20 protein-coding genes are annotated in these 15831 nt (G+C 53.8%); 13 read left to right on the forward strand and 7 right to left on the reverse strand.

The genetic code is table 11. The features are described 5' to 3' along the window. The first annotated feature begins 2 nt into the window (after positions 1 to 2). The 3 genes from lipA (at position 3) to AD948_RS11135 (ending at position 1966) form a co-directional block, all read left to right on the forward strand. Positions 3 to 977: a lipoyl synthase gene (gene lipA / locus AD948_RS11125; protein ID WP_058989435.1), complete on the forward strand. Its 975-nt coding sequence runs from the start codon at positions 3 to 5 to the stop codon at positions 975 to 977. Continuing rightward, positions 977 to 1453 (forward strand): type II toxin-antitoxin system RatA family toxin, encoded by a 477-nt coding sequence (locus AD948_RS11130; protein ID WP_006559918.1) that lies wholly within the window; start codon positions 977 to 979, stop codon positions 1451 to 1453. Before lipA ends, AD948_RS11130 begins: the two co-directional genes overlap by 1 nt. Positions 1454 to 1597: 144 nt before the next feature. Then, on the forward strand, positions 1598 to 1966 hold the full coding sequence (locus AD948_RS11135) for a hypothetical protein (RefSeq protein WP_061472050.1): 369 nt from the start codon (positions 1598 to 1600) through the stop codon (positions 1964 to 1966). A gap of 79 nt (positions 1967 to 2045) precedes the next feature. Here the strand turns inward: AD948_RS11135 and AD948_RS11140 are convergent, their stop codons facing one another. From AD948_RS11140 to AD948_RS11155, 4 genes are all read right to left on the reverse strand, one after another. After that, the gene (locus tag AD948_RS11140; protein WP_061472051.1) at positions 2046 to 2573 is read right to left on the reverse strand and encodes a CinA family protein; all 528 of its coding nucleotides are present in this window, start codon (positions 2571 to 2573) and stop codon (positions 2046 to 2048) included. Positions 2574 to 2578: 5 nt separating this feature from the next. Beyond that, complete coding sequence (locus AD948_RS11145) at positions 2579 to 3070, reverse strand: phosphatidylglycerophosphatase A family protein (RefSeq protein WP_061472052.1); 492 nt, start codon at positions 3068 to 3070, stop codon at positions 2579 to 2581. Further along, a complete protein-coding gene (locus AD948_RS11150) occupies positions 3067 to 5058 on the reverse strand; it encodes a transglycosylase SLT domain-containing protein (protein ID WP_082782414.1) in 1992 nt (663 codons plus the stop codon). Before AD948_RS11150 ends, AD948_RS11145 begins: the two co-directional genes overlap by 4 nt. A 63-nt stretch (positions 5059 to 5121) precedes the next feature. Continuing rightward, positions 5122 to 5736 carry a YjbE family putative metal transport protein gene (locus tag AD948_RS11155; RefSeq protein WP_061472053.1) on the reverse strand — a complete coding sequence of 205 codons (615 nt, stop codon included), beginning with the start codon at positions 5734 to 5736 and terminating at the stop codon, positions 5122 to 5124. Positions 5737 to 5902: 166 nt separating this feature from the next. Here AD948_RS11155 and purB point away from each other — a divergent pair, with 166 nt between their 5' ends. The 9 genes from purB (at position 5903) to AD948_RS11200 (ending at position 12688) form a co-directional block, all read left to right on the forward strand. Beyond that, positions 5903 to 7252, forward strand: coding sequence for an adenylosuccinate lyase (gene purB, locus AD948_RS11160; protein ID WP_006559579.1), 1350 nt, complete (start codon positions 5903 to 5905; stop codon positions 7250 to 7252). 136 nt (positions 7253 to 7388) lie between these two features. Next, on the forward strand, positions 7389 to 8156 hold the full coding sequence (gene purC, locus AD948_RS11165; protein ID WP_039905147.1) for a phosphoribosylaminoimidazolesuccinocarboxamide synthase: 768 nt from the start codon (positions 7389 to 7391) through the stop codon (positions 8154 to 8156). A 29-nt stretch (positions 8157 to 8185) separates the two neighbouring features. Continuing rightward, positions 8186 to 8428: a phosphoribosylformylglycinamidine synthase subunit PurS gene (gene purS, locus AD948_RS11170; RefSeq protein ID WP_006559581.1), complete on the forward strand. Its 243-nt coding sequence runs from the start codon at positions 8186 to 8188 to the stop codon at positions 8426 to 8428. Further along, the gene (locus AD948_RS11175) at positions 8425 to 8796 is read left to right on the forward strand and encodes a Rap1a/Tai family immunity protein (protein WP_006559582.1); all 372 of its coding nucleotides are present in this window, start codon (positions 8425 to 8427) and stop codon (positions 8794 to 8796) included. The genes purS and AD948_RS11175 overlap by 4 nt, the downstream gene beginning before the upstream one ends. Then, entirely contained in the window at positions 8793 to 9494 is a 702-nt protein-coding gene (purQ, locus tag AD948_RS11180; RefSeq protein ID WP_061472054.1) for a phosphoribosylformylglycinamidine synthase subunit PurQ, read from the forward strand. Before AD948_RS11175 ends, purQ begins: the two co-directional genes overlap by 4 nt. Beyond that, on the forward strand, positions 9491 to 11689 hold the full coding sequence (gene purL, locus AD948_RS11185; protein WP_061472055.1) for a phosphoribosylformylglycinamidine synthase subunit PurL: 2199 nt from the start codon (positions 9491 to 9493) through the stop codon (positions 11687 to 11689). The genes purQ and purL overlap by 4 nt, the downstream gene beginning before the upstream one ends. Positions 11690 to 11713: 24 nt before the next feature. Next, positions 11714 to 11944, forward strand: a complete 231-nt coding sequence (locus AD948_RS11190; RefSeq protein ID WP_058988925.1) for a BolA/IbaG family iron-sulfur metabolism protein — start codon at positions 11714 to 11716, stop codon at positions 11942 to 11944. A 38-nt stretch (positions 11945 to 11982) separates the two neighbouring features. After that, the gene (gene grxD, locus AD948_RS11195) at positions 11983 to 12321 is read left to right on the forward strand and encodes a Grx4 family monothiol glutaredoxin (protein ID WP_006559586.1); all 339 of its coding nucleotides are present in this window, start codon (positions 11983 to 11985) and stop codon (positions 12319 to 12321) included. 73 nt (positions 12322 to 12394) lie between these two features. Further along, on the forward strand, positions 12395 to 12688 hold the full coding sequence (locus AD948_RS11200; RefSeq protein WP_061472056.1) for a hypothetical protein: 294 nt from the start codon (positions 12395 to 12397) through the stop codon (positions 12686 to 12688). A 98-nt stretch (positions 12689 to 12786) separates the two neighbouring features. On the opposite strand, the gene AD948_RS11205 is transcribed toward AD948_RS11200, so the two are convergent. Then, on the reverse strand, positions 12787 to 13131 hold the full coding sequence (locus tag AD948_RS11205; protein WP_169797410.1) for a YraN family protein: 345 nt from the start codon (positions 13129 to 13131) through the stop codon (positions 12787 to 12789). A 105-nt stretch (positions 13132 to 13236) separates the two neighbouring features. On the opposite strand from AD948_RS11205, the gene cls reads away from it, so the two are divergent. After that, on the forward strand, positions 13237 to 14664 hold the full coding sequence (gene cls / locus AD948_RS11210; protein ID WP_039905144.1) for a cardiolipin synthase: 1428 nt from the start codon (positions 13237 to 13239) through the stop codon (positions 14662 to 14664). On the opposite strand, the gene AD948_RS11215 is transcribed toward cls, so the two are convergent. Next, a complete protein-coding gene (locus AD948_RS11215; protein ID WP_058988927.1) occupies positions 14655 to 15362 on the reverse strand; it encodes an endonuclease/exonuclease/phosphatase family protein in 708 nt (235 codons plus the stop codon). The genes cls and AD948_RS11215 overlap by 10 nt on opposite strands. Next, positions 15359 to 15831 (reverse strand): AI-2E family transporter (locus tag AD948_RS11220; RefSeq protein ID WP_140385721.1); only part of this gene is annotated, 473 nt, incomplete at its 5' end. The genes AD948_RS11220 and AD948_RS11215, both read right to left, overlap by 4 nt.

Consider the following 15831-nt stretch of genomic DNA (forward strand, 5'->3'; position numbering starts at 1 on the left):
TCATGTCTACACGTGTGTTGATTGATCATCGGAAAGGGGGAGCCAGCAAAACCCGGCACCCTGAAAAAGCACACCGGCCCGATAACCCTATTGCCCGCAAGCCAGAATGGATCCGCGTCAAGGCACCGTCTCATCCAGTGTATCATGAGACGCGGAAGCTGATGCGGGACAATCGGCTTGTCACGGTATGTGAAGAAGCAGCCTGCCCGAATATTGGGGAATGCTGGTCACAACGCCACGCTACCATGATGATCATGGGGGAGATCTGCACGCGGGCCTGTTCATTCTGCAATGTCACCACGGGTCTGCCCAATGCTCTGGATGCCGATGAACCAGAACGGGTTGCTGAAGCCGTTGCCAAACTCGGCCTCCGTCATGTGGTCATCACCTCAGTGGATAGAGATGATCTGGCAGATGGCGGCGCACACCATTTTGCCCGTGTCATCAACGCGATCCGTTCTGTTTCTCCTGAAACGACAATTGAAATTCTGACGCCTGATTTTTTACGAAAAAACAACGCACTGGAAGTTGTTGTTGAAGCGCGTCCGGATGTCTTCAACCACAATCTGGAAACTGTGCCGCGGCTTTATCCCACCATCCGGCCGGGGGCACGTTATTACCAGTCCCTGCGCTTGCTGGACCGCGTGAAACAGCTTGATCCCTCCATTTTCACCAAATCTGGCCTGATGCTGGGGCTGGGGGAAGAGAAAATGGAGCTCGCGCAAGTCATGGATGATTTGCGTATTGCAGATGTGGATTTTATTACCATGGGCCAGTATCTCCAACCTACGGTCAAACACGCGGCGGTCGCCCGGTTTGTTACCCCGGCAGAGTTTGAGGAGTATGGTACCATGGCGCGTGTAAAAGGGTTTCTTCAGGTGAGTTCCAGTCCGCTCACACGCTCTTCCTATCATGCTGATGCAGACTTTGCAGAACTGCGGGCAGCACGGTCTGCACGACTGAAAGGGAGCGTCTGATGCCTAAACACGCAGAAAAGCGTGTTCTCGCGTATCGTCCTGAACAGATTTTTGATCTTGTCGCCGATGTGGGGCGTTATCCGGAATTTCTGCCATGGTGTGTCGCGGCCCGTGTCAGGTCCCGCACTGCCACTCAACTCGTCGCGGATTTGACGGTTGGATTTGGGCCGTTTCGGGAAAGTTTCACCTCTCGCGTTACGCTGGATAGACCCACCTATATTACCGTCCAGTACGAACGCGGCCCTTTTCGTTACCTTAAAAACATCTGGAAATTCACGCCGGACGAAAAAGGGTGTCTGGTTGAATTTTTTGTCGATTTTGAATTTCGCTCCAAAATTCTTCAGGCTGCCATTGGCGTGGTTTTTGGTGAAGCCGTGCGCCTGATGGTGTCAGCGTTTCTCCGGCGCGCCAAAGATGTCTATGGGCCACCACTGAGTGCATCGCCCGCTGTACGCGAAGAAAGATCTGTTACTTAACAGAAAACTGTTTTTTGCCGGTTACATTTTGCCAGATGCTACGTTGTTGTTGAAAGAACGAAAGTTCGATACATTACAAAAATGTTGGAAAACGGCTTTCTAACCTGAAAAGCATTTCAACATCTGGGATAAGGATAAACCGATATGAAGAAACTCTTTGCCGTTGCTGCACTCGCCTCTGCCACAGTGGTCGCTCATCCGGTTTTTGCAGCTCCTCACCATGGCCACAAATATGAGCATGCACATAAAGGTGCCAAGGCGGACAACGGAAGCGCATCCACAGATGATCTGAACAGTAAAAGTCTGGCGGCGGCTCAGAGCGGGCAGGCAGCTCCGACAAATGGAGTAGCCTCTGCACCCGGCACCCTCCCGGAAGCACCGACCGTGAAGGCTCCTGATGTCACCGCACCGGTTCCGGCTGCTGGCACCGGTGTTACTGTTCCACCAGCACCGTCTGCACCAACCATGCCGTCCACCACAGAGCCTTCCAATGCTCCTACAGGCGGCCAGTAATCCTGCTCATTTCATTGAAAATTTAATGCTTATTTGACTTGCGAAAACCTCCGAAAGAGAACTTTTCGGGGGTTTTTTCTTATTCTGTTTCCAGCCGTTTTGCTGCAAGTTCCAAGGCATGCAAGGCTGCGAGAGTCCTTATTTGAGTGCGGTCTCCAGCAAAATTCTGCGCATCTGAAATTGTTGCTCCATTCCGAACGGCTGTAGCAAACCAGACCAAGCCAACAGGTTGGGCCTCAGATCCGCCAGAAGGCCCCGCAATACCCGAAACAGAGACAGCAAGCGTTGCATCAGGAGACATATGCAACGCCCCCTCTGCCATCTCTTCAACAGTTTCTGCGCTGACAGCACCAAACTGTAACAGGGTAGCGTCCCTTACTCCCAGAACAACCTGCTTCATGCGGTTGGAGTAAGTAACAAAGCCTCCTTCAGTCACATCAGATGATCCGGCATGATGTGTAAGGGCTGTCGCCACTAAACCACCAGTGCAACTTTCTGCCGTTACAATTTTTGCGTGATGATGCCGCAACATATTCAACATGGCAGAAGACTGTACCAGCAGCTTGTCCTGCAAGGCAGACGTAACAAGAAGGTGGACGTTATGCATGGCATTTATCCTTTGGCTGGCTTCAACGCCCGCCCAAGCCACCTGAACGTTTTGATACATCCGGCAGCCATAATCCCCGCCACAATATCATCCCCCATAATGCCGAGTGCATCATGACGCCGGTCCAGCACACCAACAGGGCCAGGTTTCCTGATATCGAACAACCGGAAAAGCGCAAACGCAACCAAAGACCAGATGAAAGGGTTTTCCTGACTTGAGGTGTCTTCTGTGGGTTTAGAGGCTGTGCAGGCCAGAAGGCTGATCCACATACCAGCAACTTCATCAATCACGATCCAGCCATGGTCTTCACCATCACCTGCTTGATCCGCCGCCCACCAACCGGCAACACTGGCCACTACAGCCCCCGTTGCCAAAACACGTTTACGCCGCATGAATGGCAACGCCACCAACAACGCAGCAAGGGATCCGACAGTTCCTGGCGCTTTTGGCGATAGTCCACAGCCGCCAAAGGTGGCAATCACACGCGAAATTTTCATGTCTTTTGTCCCAGAGCCGCATAAACGGTCATGTTTTCCCACACACGCTCCACGTAATTCCGTGTTTCAGAAAAGGGAATGCTCTCTATCCAGTCGATCATATCCACTTGCGAAGCACCAGTACGGCCCGGATCTCCTGCGGTTGAAAGCCACCGCGCAAGCCGGGTAGGGCCGCCATTGTAAGCGGCCGCGATGTAAGGAACCACGCCGCCAAACCGATCCTGAAGGTGTGTCAGATAGGCAATTCCCAGTCGCATGTTATTATCAGGATCATGCAGACCCGTTACCGTGGCGGCTGAAGAGGAAAGTCCTGCAGCGTGGACCATGTCGCCAGCGGTAGAAGGTTTGAGTTGCATCAAGCCAATAGCATTTGACGAGCTGATGGCGTCAGAATTGAAATTGCTCTCCTGACGCATGAGCCCCAACACCAGCCCGGGTGGAAGGGAACTGGGTGGTGGCGTGTAGGGCTGCGGCCATCCTGACTGCAAAAGAAAAATCCCATCTCGTCCAACGTCCCGCGCAACGGCCACCGAAATATCAGGCAGGTTAAGTTGAAGTGCCAGGCTAGAAAGCGCCATCTTGTCCGGCAGCGTGACAAGCTGCTGCCTGAGCAATGTCAGAAAATCTCTCGCATGGGGGCGGTCTCCCCATGAGACAAGGATTTGCGCAGCCTGAGCCAGATCACTCCCGGAAAGACGAACGGATTCCGCCGTCGCCACTGAAGGATCATGACTTGCCTTCAAACGACGAACCACCTCATCGGGAATCTCAGTCGGTGCAAGAAGCGTCGCTTTGTTACCAGCCAGTTCTGCTGCCGCCATCTGACCATAAAATGTGCCGGGATAAGACGCTGCCTGCAAGAAATCAGCCCGTGCCGTAGCTTCATCATGCGCAGCAAGGTGGGCACGCCCCAGCCAGTAAAGCCCACGGCTTTTGGTGATAAGGGAAGAAGAAGCCGCAAGCTGCCGGAAAAAAGGCTCTGCGGCGGCAGGAGTATTCTGTTTTTGCAAAGCAATCCAGCCGCTTAGAAAAGCTGCGTCCAGATGGTTCGTGCCGTTGGCTACTGTGTCATTGGCCAGAAAAAAAGCCTGCTCGTTCTGTCCGCTTAACAGAAACTCTCTGGCCAACGCATCACGCTCCCGCCAGAATACCGCCTGATGGGTTGTTGCTTCGGCTTGCAGGCCCTTGCTTTTCCACAAAGCAAGGGCGTCGTCATACCGTTTCTGAAGGCGTAGCCAGCGGGCATAATCAATCACCAGAAACGGATTAGCAGAATCAGCAGAATTTAATCCGGCAAGTGTGCCTTCCGCAGCAACATCTCCCCCATGCAAGGCCAGTCGAGCTTGCGCCAGAGGCTGACGCGCACTGCTTAGATACGGTATCGTCTGGCGTGCGGCAGATAGCAGACCTGCTTTTTCCTCCCGATCAAAACGCAACCAGGATGCCTCAGGCGTAATAGCCTGGGAGAATGATGCGGTTAAAGCGTTTGCGCCTTTGGGCGTATCATTCCCGTTCATCCAGGCCTGCCGGGCTTCTGCGACGAGTTTTTGGGAAAGTGTAGGCTGTGACGACCCTACCTGCCCCTGACATTGAGCAAGGGCTGGCCCATAAGTAAGAGGCTGCTCCGCGCAGAGTCGGGCCAAAACTTCGGGATCATGCTCTTCGGCCAACGCCTGCTGCATACGCAGCTTCAGCAATTGCCATCGGGGCCACACCGGTCGCGTATTCAGAAAGTCAGCATATTCCTGCGCGCTGCCATGGGATGAACCGACAAGGCTGAGCCAGACAGTCAAACGACTGGCGACTGGATCAACCGGCGCGTTACCAGCGGCCGCCTGCTGAGGAGAAGGCCATGCAGGCTGAGCGGGGAAGGAAGGGGGCTGATCAGTCTGCGCCGAGCATCCGCTAAGGAGCAGAGCAACCAAAGGCAGAGCGACGCAGATACGCGACGGAGAAGAAAAAAAGACCATGCCGGAAAGATGAGTCATCCCGGCGTGGCTGGCAAGCCGTTCTGTTACCTGATGTGCGGTCAAACACATCAGGCATACATGTCAGTGGGGAATATGCCCCCAGACTTCGCCACCACCTTTCACAATAAGCTCAATGGCAACGCCCAGCACTATCAGCAGCCCCACCCAGGAAATCCATTTGTACCGGTCCAGCAGGCGGGCGATATAAGAAGCCGCAATACCCATCAGCAGCACAGAGAGAACCAGCCCCATAACAAGAATGCCCGGATGCTCGGCTGCTGCGCCTGCAACGGCAAGCACGTTATCCAGACTCATGGAAAGGTCTGCTATCAGAATACGGAAGATCGCCTTACCCAGACTGCCCGGGGCAGGAGCAGTTCCGTTCTGGGTGTGAGTTTGGTCGGATTTCATTTCGCGGTACATGCGCCAGCAGACCCAGAGCAGCAGAAAGCCACCGGCCAGTGTCAGTCCCACTATGGCCAGAAGTTTAACCGCCACCAACGCCATAAGAATGCGAATAAGCGCCGCGGCCCCAATACCTGCAAAAATAGCCTTCTTTCGGTCGTCTGGCGCGAGGGAGCGGACAACCAGACCGATAACAACCGCATTATCGCCAGCCAGTGTCACGTCAATCAACACAACCTGCAAAAAGGCGATCACTGCTTTCAGGCTGAAAGCATCAAGAAAACCGTGCACAGAAACTCCGATTCGTCTGAGTAAGGGCTGATAAACACCACCCTGCGGCCTGAAACTCCTTAAAGCGTCCCCTCGAGTCAAAGTTTTATTCATTACGGGAAGACGGGACGACCGAAATCGGTTAGAGAAGCGCGCATTATCCCGTTCTCAGGAGGAACACCGCGTTATGGTGCCGCGCTACACCCGCCCTGTCATGGCCGCTATCTGGTCACCTGAAAATCGCTACCGTATCTGGTTTGAGATTGAAGCACTGGCCTGTGAAGCCATGGCGGAATACGGCGCTGTTCCGAAGGAAGCCGCAAAAGTGGTGCGCGAGAAAGGCGATGCGGCCCTCGCTGCCTTCTCTGATGCCGATCTGGCCCGCATTGATGAGATTGAAGCCGAAACCCGGCACGATGTGATTGCCTTCCTGACATGGCTTGCTGAAAAAGTTGGTCCGGAAAGCCGCTTCGTGCATCTGGGCATGACATCTTCGGACGTGCTGGATACCTGTCTGGCAGTTCAGCTGGTTCAGGCCACAGACTTGCTCCTGAAGGATCTGGATGACGTTCTGGCCGCGCTGAAAGCACGGGCGTTCGAACATAAATATACTCTGACCATCGGTCGCAGCCATGGCATCCACGCTGAACCCACATCCTTCGGGCTCAAGCTGGCAGGGCATTATGCCGAATTCGTACGCAACAAAGCTCGCCTTGAAAGTGCCCGTGCGGAAATTGCAACCTGCGCCATTTCCGGTGCTGTTGGCACTTATGCCCACCTGGACCCGCGTGTTGAAAGCTATGTTGCCGAACGCCTTGGTCTGAAACCAGAACCTGTTTCTACCCAGGTTATTCCGCGTGACCGCCACGCTGCCTATTTCTGCACTCTGGCCGTGATCGCCAGCGGCATTGAACGCCTGGCAACAGAAGTCAGACATTTACAGCGCTCAGAAGTACGCGAGGCGGAAGAGTTCTTCCATCCAGGGCAGAAAGGCTCTTCTGCCATGCCGCACAAGCGGAATCCTGTCCTGACCGAAAACCTGACGGGGCTGGCCCGCCTTGTCCGGTCTGCCGCCATCCCGGCACTTGAAAACGTGGCGCTATGGCATGAACGCGACATCAGTCACTCATCGGTTGAGCGGAACATCTGTCCGGATGCCACCATTGGGCTAGACTTTGCGCTGGCCCGCCTGTCTGGTCTGATCAGTAAACTGTTGATTTACCCAGACCGCATGGCTGCCAATATTGAGAGCCTTGGTGGCGTTGTGCACTCTGGTGAAGTGTTGCTGGCACTGGCCCGTGCAGGCCTCTCTCGGGAGGACGCATATCGCATCGTGCAACGTAATGCCATGGCGACCTGGACCAAGCTCGGGACGCCAGAATGCCGGACATTCCGCGAAAATCTGGATGCTGACCCTGAAATTTCCGGTCGGATTGCACCAGATGTACTGGATGCCGCAATGGATAGTCGTCAGCACCTCAAAGCGATCGATGCCCTTTATGAAAAAGTGTTCGGTGAGCCGGGCCCCGCTCAGTAAGGCTGGGTGCGCGACTATATCTTCAATTTCCGAAGCCTGCTATGACGGCGTCTGAACAGGGAAGGGCATGGATCAGCCCTTCCGCCAGACCGGTTATCAGGGATCGGTTTCTAGTGACATACAGGTAAGGATGACCATGGCCCGTCGCCGCCAGCTTTACGAAGGTAAAGCCAAAATCCTTTTTGAAGGGCCCGAGCCCGGCACCGTTGTGCAGTATTTCAAGGATGACGCCACTGCCGGCAACGGGGCCAAAAGTGGAATCATTACCGGGAAAGGCGTGCTCAACAACCGTATCAGCGAACATCTGATGCTTCGGTTGCAGGAAATTGGTATTCCCACTCACTTCATCCGTCGCATCAACATGCGCGAACAATTGGTGAAGGAAGTTGAGATCATTCCTCTGGAAGTGGTTGTTCGCAATATCGCAGCAGGCAGCATAGCGAAGCGGTTTGGTATTGAGGAAGGCACACGTCTGCCGCGCAGCATCATAGAATTCTATTTCAAGAATGATGCGCTGGGCGACCCTATGGCGTCAGAAGATCACATTATCGCCTTTGGATGGGCGGCTCCGCATGAGCTGGAAGAAATGACCGGCATGGCCATGCGGGTGAATGACTTCCTATGCGGTTTGTTCAATGGGATCGGCATTCAGTTGGTGGACTTCAAACTTGAGTTTGGACGCCACTGGGAAGGCGATGACATGAGCATTGTTCTGGCAGATGAAATTTCGCCCGACAATTGCCGCCTATGGGATATCCAGACCAGCGAGAAACTCGACAAAGACCGTTTCCGTCGTGACCTCGGCAGCGTTAAGGAAGCTTATCAGGAAGTTGCCCGCCGTCTGGGTATTCTGCCCGAAGCTGGCAATAACGGTGATCTGAAGGGCACGGAGACACTGCAATAATCATGCCGACAGGAACAGGGGCTCTATCAATGAAAGTGCGTGTAACCGTCATGCTGAAGGAAGGTGTGCTGGACCCTCAGGGAAAAGCCATCAGCCATGCCTTGCAGACACTTGGCTTTCCCGGCGTGACAGACGTTCACGTAGGCAAGATTATTGACCTGGATGTGGCTGGCACAGATCGCGCAGCCGTCCAGAAGCAGGCGGAAGACATGGCGCGTGATCTGCTGGCCAATCTGGTGATTGAAGATTTCACGGTGGAGGTGCTTGGATGAAACGCCTTGTTCTGATTGCACTTGCCGGGGCCTGTCTCGCTCCTGTTACGGGACACGCCCAGCGTATTTCCCCCATGCAGGCTGGCAATTTTGCCCGCGTGTGCGCCAAACCCGCTGGTGCCAGCGTGTGCGATGCCTACATCACAGGCATGGCGGACGCAGGCGCTCTCTCCAAGATCAATGACCGTAATGAAGGAGATGCCTCGGCTCCGGCAGGCTTCTGTATCCCTCCTTCAGAAAACGCGGCTTCCATGCGGTCCAAGGTTATGGGCTGGCTGAAAGCTCATTCTGACAGCCTGTCCAAGCCTGTGGGGGAAAGTGTCTTCCGCGCCCTGCATGACTCCTATCCGTGTAGCGTAAAAAAATGAAATCTGCGATTGTCGTTTTTCCCGGCACCAACCGTGAGCGCGATATGGCAATCGCGCTCAAGCGTGTAACCGGCAAAGCCCCCACTATGCTGTGGCATCGGGACACCGCGTTGCCTGATGTTGATCTGGTGGTTCTACCCGGTGGCTTTAGCTACGGTGATTACCTGCGCTGTGGGGCCATGGCCGCACATTCCCCCATCATGACTGAAATCCGGGCCTTCGCTGAAAAGGGCGGACACATTCTAGGCGTCTGCAATGGTTTCCAGATTCTAACGGAAACGGGCCTGCTTCCCGGTGCTTTGCTGCGTAACGCCAATTTGCGTTTCCTGTCTCAGGACTGCCATCTTCGCGTTGAACGTGCCGATACACCCTTCACCCACAAATGGGAAAAGGGGGATGTTTTCCGCACGCCTCTGGCGCATGGTGATGGAAACTACACCGCTGACAGCCAGACGCTGGAACGGCTGGAAGGTGAAGGGCTAGTTGCATTCCGGTATGCCGGAGCCAATGGTTCGGTACAAGCCAGTGATACTGAAACCAACCCGAATGGTAGCGTGAACAGCATTGCCGGTATCCTGAGCACGAATACACGCATCTGCGGCATGATGCCTCATCCGGAAGACCTTGTTGATCCCCTTATGGGTGGAGAAGATGGTCTGCCGCTGTTTGAAGGTCTGGTGGAGGCTTTTGTCCGGTGAAAAAGACCGTCGATCTTTCTCTGGCTCAGGAATTTGGGCTGACACCTGAAGAATATGACCGTGTTCTCAAGATTATGGGCCGCACGCCCAGCCTGACAGAACTGGGCGTGTTCTCCGTCATGTGGTCCGAACACTGCTCTTACAAATCATCACGTAAGTGGCTCCGGACCCTGCCGACAACAGCCCCTTGGGTCATCCATGGCCCAGGTGAAAATGCTGGTGTGGTCGATATTGGAGAAGGCTATGCCGCCATCTTCAAAATGGAAAGCCACAACCATCCCTCTTTCATTGAGCCTTATCAGGGGGCTGCAACAGGGGTTGGGGGCATTCTGCGAGATGTCTTCACCATGGGCGCACGTCCAGTCGCCAATCTGAACGCGCTGCGCTTTGGTAGTCCGGAAACGCCAAGAACCCGCCAGATTATTGATGGTGTGGTACGGGGTATTGGCGGATACGGTAACTGCGTGGGTGTCCCGACTGTAGGGGGGGAAATCAACTTTCATCCCGCCTATGATGGCAACCCGCTTGTAAACGCCATGACCGTGGGCATTGCCCGCAAGGATCGCATTTTCCTCTCTGCTGCAGCAGGTGTTGGAAATCCGGTTGTGTATGTCGGCTCCCGCACCGGACGAGACGGCATTCATGGCGCCACCATGTCTTCCGCAGAATTTGATGAAAATGCACTCGCCAAACGCCCCACAGTGCAGGTGGGTGACCCTTTCATTGAAAAGCTGCTGATTGAAGCCTGCCTGGAACTGATGGCGACTGACGCCATTGTGGCCATTCAGGACATGGGCGCGGCAGGGCTGACGTCTTCTTCCGTCGAAATGGCAGGAAAGGGCGGTGTCGGCATTGAACTGGACCTTGATGCCGTACCTCAGCGTGAACCGGGCATGACAGCCTATGAAATGATGCTGTCTGAAAGCCAGGAACGTATGCTGATTGTCCTGCGTCCTGACCGCACGGAAATTGCGCGCAAAATCTTTGAAAAATGGGAACTGGATTTTGCCGTCATCGGTCATTTGACTGATACCGGCCATATTGTCGTCAAGCATAAAGGTGCGGTGGAAGCTGACATCCCGCTTGATCCATTGGCCGAGCAAGCGCCGATCTATGATCGCCCTGCCACGACACCCGTAGCACCGGCTCCTCTTGAAGGCGTTCATGCGCCGCTCTCTCTGGATGCCATGTTGCTACGGCTGGTCGGCTCACCTGATCTCGCTTCCCGTGCGTGGGTATGGAACCAGTATGACAGCACCGTTGGGGGACAAACGGTCCGCCGCCCCGGCGCCGCTGATGCAGCGATTGTCAAGATAGAAGACACCACACTCGGGCTCGCACTGACAACGGACTGCACGCCCCGGTATTGTCAGGCTGATCCCAAAACGGGTGGGGCACAGGCTGTGGCAGAAGCGTGGCGCAACATTACTGCCACCGGCGCTCGTCCTCTGGCAGTCACGGACAACCTGAATTTTGGCAATCCGGAAAAACCGGAAATCATGGGCCAGTTTGTTGCGGCTATCGAAGGAATGGGGGAGGCCTGTCGGGCACTTGATTTCCCGGTCGTCAGCGGCAACGTCTCCCTTTATAATGAGACCCGTCAGCCTGATGGTTCAACCATGTCCATTCTTCCAACGCCGGCAATCGGAGCGCTGGGCGTGCTGGAGGATGTCTCCAAGGCCATTGGCCTAGGCATGACAGACGGAGCCGCAGTGGTTCTGGTGGGGGAAACACGGGGCGAACTGGGGCAATCCATTTGGCTGCGTGAAATTCTGGGCCGTGAGGAAGGACCACCTCCTCGGGTCGATCTGGCGGCAGAAAAACGTAACGGCGATTTTGTCCGTGCGGAAATCCTGAATGGCACGATCTCAGCCTGCCATGACCTTGCTGATGGCGGTATCCTGGTTGGCGTAGCTGAAATGGTTATGGCCAGCCGCATTGGGTGTGAGCTGGAAAGCCCTGTCTCTGGCATCCGGCCTGAAGCCTTCTGGTTTGGTGAAGACCAGGCACGTTATCTGGTTTGCGTTAGTGACGCCGAAGATTTCTGCGCCCGAGCTGAAAAAGCTGGCGTGCCAGCCAGGCTGATCGGCCGGGCAGGTGGAAGTGATTTGATTTTACCGAGTGGCGTCACAATATCTGCTGCTCGCCTTGCCGTTGCGCATGAAGCCTTTTTTCCGGCTCTGATGGAACGCTGAAGAGACTGCTTAGGAGTGTTACCAATGGCAATGTCTGCCACAGAACTTGAAACTTACATCCGTCAGGCTTTTCCGGATGCCCAGATCAAGATTGATGATCTGGCAGGAGACGGTGATCACTATGCCTGCTCCGTTATCAGTGAAGCGTTCAAGGGGCTCTCCCGCGTAAAGCAGCACCAACTTGTCTATCAGGCGTTGCAAGGTCACATGGGGGGCAAACTGCATGCGCTGGCCCTTCAGACCTCTGCACCCTGACACAACGGTATCTTTTTTCTCATCCAAGGACGTCAATCATGTCTGAAACAGTCAAACAGCATATTCAGAACGAAATCGACACCAATCCGGTCGTACTGTTCATGAAAGGGGACGCCGATTTCCCGCAGTGCGGGTTCTCTGCGCGTGTTGTACAGATCCTTTCTCACCTGGGTGTGCCCTTCAAGGCCATCAATGTGCTGGCTGACCCGGCCATTCGTCAGGGCATCAAGGATTTCTCCAACTGGCCGACCATTCCCCAGCTTTATGTCAAAGGGGAATTTATCGGCGGGTGCGATATCGTTATGGAAATGTTCCAGTCTGGTGAGCTTCAGGCTCTCCTCAAGGAAAAAAATATCGCCTGTAACGCTGAATCCTGATTTTTAAGTTGTCAGCTCTTTGGGTAGCTGTGTAGTCTGCCCAAGAGTTTGATGAGGTGAGGAAGCTTTTTTGATGATGCGTCTTCCGTTTGTGCGTTGTGCCTTTGCGTTTGTTGGCCTGAGTGCTGGCTTTGCTGCTGTCAGTTCTTCTGCACATGCAGAACGTATTATTTCAGATCTTGAAGCAAGCAAGCTGACTTTTGCTTCCCTGACAGCCCCGCCGCCTGTGGTTCACGTGCGCCATACGAGCCACACTGTACATCAGGTTGCCAGCAACCATCACGCTTCCAGCCACAACATGGTTCGTCTGGTGTCCTATCATCCCAAACATGCTGCTGCGCACGCTGCTCGTCGGCATCGCACCTGAAACAGTCATCAAGAAGTCTTTTCTCTTTTATGACGCATAAAAAAGAAAAGACTTCCTTACGACATTCTATTCTAAAACGCGCATAAGGCAGATTGCTTCTACATCTGCCGGATAATATCTTTTATCCAGACTACCTCATTTTTCTCGTCCACGGTAATGAGGTCAAATCTCAATTCCTCATAATGCCATTCCGGATGATAAGAGAGCAGGCATTCTGCCGCGCGAAACAGTCTTCTCTGTTGTGCCGGAAGAAGACATTCGGCTGCGTCTCTCTGTGTTTTACGTTTCTTTACTTCCACAAAACAGATCATCGCCCCTTTGCGCATGACGATATCTATTTCGCCACGTGGCGTTTTTGCTCTTTGCCCTAAAATGATCCATCCTTGCTGAATGCAAAAGACCTTGACAGTTTTTTCAGCAGAAAGACCATCATTATAAGCCACATAGCCTCGCACCTTGCGAACAGATGAAGCCTGCCCCTGTTGTGGGGGCTTTTTGTAAGTTACTGTGCGCACCGCATCATCCTTTGCAAGGATTTACCCCAGATCATGCCGTTTGATATTCTGCCGCATTTACCTTTGCTGACAGTAACAGTCATACGTTTTGTTCTGGTTACCTCGGTTTCCCTCCATATTCTGCTTACAAAACGGAATACATCTTCTGCAATAGGCTGGATTGGCACCTGTGTCATGATGCCTGCGCTCGGTACTATTTTATACCTCATGTTCGGTATCAACCGCGTGCGCAGACTGGCTAAAAAACTGGTAAGCGGCCGCTCTACCCATCGCTTTCAGGCCATTCAGAACTCGTCATGGAATAGAGAACTGGACGGGCAGTTTGCACCTCTGGCGCTCATGGTGAGCAAACTGACCAGCCGCCCGCTTGTGGGTGGAAATTGCATTTCCTGCCTGCATGATGGAGATGGCGCTTACCCGCACATGCTTGCTGCCATTGATGGCGCAGAAAAAAGCATCTTACTCTGCTCATATATTTTTCGAAACGATACAATTGGTGGCCAATTTATTGAAAAACTGGCTGCAGCTCAAAAACGCGGCGTGCAGGTACGCGTCCTCGTAGATGGGATTGGAAGTGGCTATTTTATTTCGGGGGTTTATCGCCACCTGAAAAAATTGGGCATACCCTGTGCACGGTTCATGCACTCCATGCTGCCTTGGCGCATGCCGTTCCTCAACCTGCGCAACCATCGTAAAATTCTGGTTGTGGACTGTAAAATCGGGTTCATGGGCGGTTTGAATATTGCCGATGAAAACCTCATTTTACGAAAACCCAAAAATCCCGTTTCCGACACTCACTTCAAGCTTGAAGGACCAGTTGTCCGCCAATTGGCTGAAGCCATGGCCTGGGACTGGTATTTTGCCACGCAGGAAGAACTGGAAGGCGATATCTATTTTTTAGAGCACGAAGGGGAAGGGGAATCCATAGCACGTATTGTCACCGCCGGGCCGGATACGGACCTTGAGAAAATAGAATATACCATGTTGCAAGCCATCACGCTCGCCCGCAAACAGGTAAGAGTTATGACCCCCTATTTTTTGCCTGGGTCACGCCTCCTGTCAGAACTGGCACTGGCCGCACTACGGGGTGTGCAGGTGGATGTCATTATTCCACGCAAAAGTAACCACCCTCCGCTGGACTGGGCGTGCTCAGCAAACATCTCCCCACTTCTGGATGCAGGTGTTCGGGTCTGGCTTGTTAATCCGCCCTTCAATCACTCCAAACTGATGGTGGTAGACCGCGCGTGGTCTTGCGTTGGCAGTTCAAACCTGGATATCCGGAGCCTGCGGCTCAATTTTGAAATCAATATGGAAACATATGATGTCACGCTGGCAGGCATACTGGACGATTTCATGATCCGGCACCGCAATCAGCGCCTGACTCACCATGATCTGGATAAACGTCACAAGCTGACCAAGATCAGAGATGCTGCCGCTAGGCTGTTTATGCCTTACCTGTGAGAGGCCTTGGCAAGAGCGCTTATAAGCGGCTTCAGCCGCACAGCTATTGGCCGATGATCTGAGGCGAAGACGGGCAGAACACGGGCGTTAAGGCACGTCATCCCGTCCACCAGACAACGATCAATACGAATTGGTAGCAGATCAACCATTTTATGTGTTGGGGCTTTTGGCCCTACATCGTGAAATCCGGGCACCAAAGTTGGGCCAAGCAGGTTGAAGTCTCCCAAAATAGCGCAGGGCGGCGGCATAAGCGCCGCAATCCGTCGCAACTGCCGCCGGTTCAACATCTGGCCATGAGAGAGATGAACGTTAGCCAGAGAAAAGGGACCGTAATCGATAATCTGAGCATGACGCTTCACCACGGCCCCTGAGGGAATGGTGCAAGCACGAGGGGGCCTGGCAAACGGTTTGCTGCTCCAGCATGCCACCCCGTGAATTCGGCCCGGTAAAGGGGCGCGTGCGTAATATCCGCCCATGATATCAGGAAGCATATCAATCTCATCCGTTGCTTCCTGCATCAGCAGAATGTCTGGCTGCTCTGTTTCTATCAAAGCCACCACATCATGCACTGTTGCCCCGGTTCTGCGGAGCAGATTCCAACTGATGATCTTTGTGCTCTCACCATCGACAAAATTAAGGGCAGAACGGACTTGCTGGCGAGGTCTGCCCTCAATGAGACGAAGAAATTGACGCCTCATAAAGGCATGCTCCTTTTATCATCAGACGGCAGGAGCGGGGTCTGCTCCCGCCCTGCAAATTCGACAGTAAGAGTGAAACCGACAGCCAGCAGAATAGGGCCAAGAAATATCCCCAACCCGCCAAAAGCCAGAACCCCGCCTATTACACCCAGCACAGTAAGGAGATAAGGAAGCTTGGTGCCCCGTGCAATAAAGAGGGGGCGGATAATGTGATCCGCGCCAGAAATAAAAATGACGCCATACAGAAGCAGCAGAATCCCGCGCCATAAATGGTGATCCGCCATAAGCCACAAGCCTGCAGGCACCCATACCAATGGTGCCCCGACAGGCAATACAGCCAGAAAAGACGCTATCACCCCGAACATGACGGGCTCGGAAAGATGAGCGAACCAGAACCCCAAACCGGTCAACAACCCCTGAATAATGGCGGTTCCTAAAATACCATAAACAGTACCACGAACAGTCCCGC

Origin of the sequence: Acetobacter senegalensis (assembly GCF_001580995.1) — a bacterium.
GTDB lineage: Bacteria > Pseudomonadota > Alphaproteobacteria > Acetobacterales > Acetobacteraceae > Acetobacter > Acetobacter senegalensis.

Excerpts from the sequence above, each read along its gene's own strand:
- purB (WP_006559579.1), top strand. The coding sequence starts at position 5,903 with ATGGTGCCGCGCTACACCCGCCCTGTCATGGCCGCTATCTGGTCACCT.
- purQ (WP_061472054.1), top strand. The coding sequence starts at position 8,793 with ATGAAATCTGCGATTGTCGTTTTTCCCGGCACCAACCGTGAGCGCGAT.
- AD948_RS11190 (WP_058988925.1), top strand. The coding sequence starts at position 11,714 with ATGGCAATGTCTGCCACAGAACTTGAAACTTACATCCGTCAGGCTTTT.
- AD948_RS11150 (WP_082782414.1), bottom strand. The coding sequence starts at position 5,058 with ATGACTCATCTTTCCGGCATGGTCTTTTTTTCTTCTCCGTCGCGTATC.
- grxD (WP_006559586.1), top strand. The coding sequence starts at position 11,983 with ATGTCTGAAACAGTCAAACAGCATATTCAGAACGAAATCGACACCAAT.
- AD948_RS11145 (WP_061472052.1), bottom strand. The coding sequence starts at position 3,070 with ATGAAAATTTCGCGTGTGATTGCCACCTTTGGCGGCTGTGGACTATCG.
- AD948_RS11130 (WP_006559918.1), top strand. The coding sequence starts at position 977 with ATGCCTAAACACGCAGAAAAGCGTGTTCTCGCGTATCGTCCTGAACAG.
- purS (WP_006559581.1), top strand. The coding sequence starts at position 8,186 with ATGAAAGTGCGTGTAACCGTCATGCTGAAGGAAGGTGTGCTGGACCCT.
- AD948_RS11215 (WP_058988927.1), bottom strand. The coding sequence starts at position 15,362 with ATGAGGCGTCAATTTCTTCGTCTCATTGAGGGCAGACCTCGCCAGCAA.
- purC (WP_039905147.1), top strand. The coding sequence starts at position 7,389 with ATGGCCCGTCGCCGCCAGCTTTACGAAGGTAAAGCCAAAATCCTTTTT.
- AD948_RS11175 (WP_006559582.1), top strand. The coding sequence starts at position 8,425 with ATGAAACGCCTTGTTCTGATTGCACTTGCCGGGGCCTGTCTCGCTCCT.
- AD948_RS11135 (WP_061472050.1), top strand. The coding sequence starts at position 1,598 with ATGAAGAAACTCTTTGCCGTTGCTGCACTCGCCTCTGCCACAGTGGTC.
- lipA (WP_058989435.1), top strand. The coding sequence starts at position 3 with ATGTCTACACGTGTGTTGATTGATCATCGGAAAGGGGGAGCCAGCAAA.
- cls (WP_039905144.1), top strand. The coding sequence starts at position 13,237 with ATGCCGTTTGATATTCTGCCGCATTTACCTTTGCTGACAGTAACAGTC.
- AD948_RS11200 (WP_061472056.1), top strand. The coding sequence starts at position 12,395 with ATGATGCGTCTTCCGTTTGTGCGTTGTGCCTTTGCGTTTGTTGGCCTG.
- AD948_RS11140 (WP_061472051.1), bottom strand. The coding sequence starts at position 2,573 with ATGCATAACGTCCACCTTCTTGTTACGTCTGCCTTGCAGGACAAGCTG.